This is a genomic window from Telmatospirillum siberiense, from assembly GCF_002845745.1.
GTDB lineage: Bacteria > Pseudomonadota > Alphaproteobacteria > Rhodospirillales > Magnetospirillaceae > Telmatospirillum > Telmatospirillum siberiense.
In genome coordinates, this window is sequence record NZ_PIUM01000007.1 from 1 (window position 1) to 1,212 (window position 1,212).

Below are 1,212 nucleotides of genomic sequence, written 5' to 3' on the forward strand. Positions count from 1 at the left end.
GCGGTGAAGGCGGACGCGCCGTCGCTGACGGAGGGGACGGTTCCGGATTTCAACGCGGTGTCGCGGGACATCGTGGCGTTGAACCAGCTTCCCGACCGCAAGGTGACGCCCAGTTTGCGGGCGGGGACGACGCCGGGGACGGTGGATGTCGATCTGACCGTCGAGGACAAGCTTCCCTTGCACGGCAGCCTGGAGCTGAACGACCGCTATTCGGCGAACACGACGCGGCTGCGGCTGAACGGCACGCTGCATTACGACAATCTGTGGCAGTTGGGCCATTCGCTGTCGGTGAGCTACCAGATCGCGCCGGAGAACCCGAAGGACGCCAAGGTGTTCTCGGGGTCCTATCTGGCGCGGGTGCCGGGCTGGAGCGAGGTGAGCTTCCTGCTTTACGGGGTGAACCAGGACAGCAACGTCAACAGCCTGGGCAGCATGGACGTGGCCGGGCGGGGCCAGGTGATCGGGACGCGGGCGGTGATCACCCTGCCCGGCGAGGAAGGGTTTTTCCATACGCTGTCGACGGGTCCCGACTACAAGAACTTCCACGAGGCGGTCAGCACGGGGGGCAGCGGCTACGAGACGCCGATCACCTACTGGCCGGTGACGACGACCTGGAGCGGCACCTGGCAGGGGGAGGGCACGTTGACCCAGGCCAATGCCGGGGTGACTTTCGGCTTCCGCGGCCTGGGCAGCGGTCCGGGCGCCTTCGACAACAAGCGCTACAAGTCGGGCGGCGACTTCATCTATTTCCGCGGCGATGTCTCGCGCACGCAGGATTTGCCGGAAGGGCTGCAACTGTTCGGCAAAGTGCAGGGACAGGCGGCCAACGCGGCGCTGATCTCCAACGAGGAATATTCGGCCGGCGGCCTGGATAGCGTGCGCGGCTACCTGGAGAGCGAGGTTCTGGGGGATTCGGCGGCGCTGGCCTCGGTGGAGCTGCGCAGCCCGTCCTTGAGCCGCTGGCTGGGCGACGCGGTGATCAACGAATGGCGCCTCTACACCTTCGCCGAGGGCGGACATCTGGCCGTTCACGACGCCCTGGCCGAGGAGCATTCGGCCTTCGATCTGGCCAGCATCGGCGTCGGCACGCGCGGCAAGTTCTGGGATTACCTGAACGGTTCGGCCGATTTCGCGGTGCCGCTGCTCGGCCAAAGTTCGACCAAACGCTATGACCCGCGCCTGACCTTCCGGCTGTGGAGCGAGTTCTGAAGG

General features: G+C 66.2%; 1 protein-coding gene. It reads left to right on the plus strand.

Going from position 1 to position 1,212, the window contains the following annotated elements; genetic code table 11:
- Nucleotides 1-1,209, plus strand: a 1,209-nt coding sequence (locus CWS72_RS27740; RefSeq protein WP_101250153.1) for a ShlB/FhaC/HecB family hemolysin secretion/activation protein, incomplete at its 5' end; no start/stop codon positions are given.
- Nucleotides 1,210-1,212 lie beyond the last annotated feature (3 nt).